This is a genomic window from Micrococcus sp. HMSC31B01, from assembly GCF_001816085.1.
GTDB lineage: Bacteria > Actinomycetota > Actinomycetes > Actinomycetales > Micrococcaceae > Micrococcus > Micrococcus luteus.
This window is the reverse complement of sequence record NZ_KV824851.1, coordinates 1-1279: the sequence shown is the minus strand read 5'-3', so window position 1 is coordinate 1279 and position 1279 is coordinate 1. Positions and strand designations below refer to the sequence as shown.

General features: G+C 78.4%; 2 protein-coding genes. Both read right to left on the bottom strand.

Annotated elements, in window-relative coordinates:
* The coding region (locus HMPREF3105_RS00705) for a site-specific integrase (protein ID WP_168167974.1) at positions 1 to 198 on the bottom strand (198 nt) is incomplete at its 3' end.
* A gap of 57 nt (positions 199 to 255) precedes the next feature.
* Positions 256 to 1279 (bottom strand): DNA-processing protein DprA (locus HMPREF3105_RS00700; protein ID WP_246830296.1); only part of this gene is annotated, 1024 nt, incomplete at its 5' end.

Below are 1279 nucleotides of genomic sequence, written 5' to 3'. Positions count from 1 at the left end.
GGGCGCCGCCGCGGTGCCGGCTGTGCCGGCGACGTGGTCGATGAGGGCGCGCAGATCGGCGAGGTACGCGCGCACGGTCTGGGGGCTGCGGTTCCGCTCGTGGCGCAGGTGCTCCTCGAACGCCTCGAGCCAGGCCGTGTCCCGGGGCGAGGGGGCGCGCGGGACCGGGACGGGACGGACGGAGGACGACGGGGTCATCCCCCCACTCTGCCATCCGCCCCAGGGCGGCGCCGCCCGGGAGCACGCGGCCGGAGGTCATCCCCGCCGCCACCGGTCCTCGACCCGTTCGGCCAGGCCCGCCCGCTGCAGCCGGGACAGGCACGCCAGGACGGTGGGCAGCGCGAGCCCGGCGCTGACGGTGATCCGGTCGACGGGCACCGCCTGGCGCAGGGGCAGCGCCTCGTGGACGAGGGCCTCCTCCATCGTGAGCCCGTCGGTGGGCCGCGCGGCGGACTCGGGAGCTGCCCGGGTGGAGATCCTCCCGCCCGCGCCGCCGCTCCGGGCGGGCCCCTGGCCGAGCAGGGCGAGGGCCTCCTGCTCGGTGGTCACGAGACGGGCGGGGCTCTCCTGCAGCAGACGGTGGCAACCGGCGGAGCTGGGCGAGGTCACGGGGCCGGGGACCACGCCCACCTCGCGGCCGAGGCCGAACGCGTGGCCCGCCGTGTTCTGCGCTCCCGACCGCCAGCGCGCCTCGACCACCAGCACGGCCCCCGCGAGCGCGGCGATGACCCGGTTGCGCTGCAGGAACCGGTACCGCGTGGGACTCGCACCGGGCGGCATCTCGGACACGAGCAGCCCGGCGGCCATCACCGCGCGAAGCAGGTCCTCGTGGCCGGCCGGGTAGAACCGGTCGAGGCCGCCGGCCAGCACCGCCACCGTGGGCGGGACGCCGTCGCGATCCGCCGCGTCTTCCGGTGCGGCGGGCGCCTGCAGCGCGGCCCGGTGGGCGGCGCCGTCGATGCCGTACGCACCGCCGGAGATCACGCACGCGCCCTGCTGGACGGCGTGGGCGGCGCAGCGGGCGGTCACGGTCCGTCCGTACGCGGTCGCCTCCCGGCTGCCGACGACGGCGAGCATCCGGTCCGCGGGAGGCAGCGTTCCGGAGCCGCGGAACCACAGGCCCAGGGGCGCCTCCTCGCCCAGGTCCGCCAGGGCGGCGGGCCAGGCGTCGTCCTCGGGGATCAGCAGGCCTCCCCCGAGCCGGTGCAGAGTCACGAGGTCACGCTCCGGCTCCAGCCGGGCGGCCCGGGGCGCCCAGCGGGCCAGCCCCGCGGCCCAG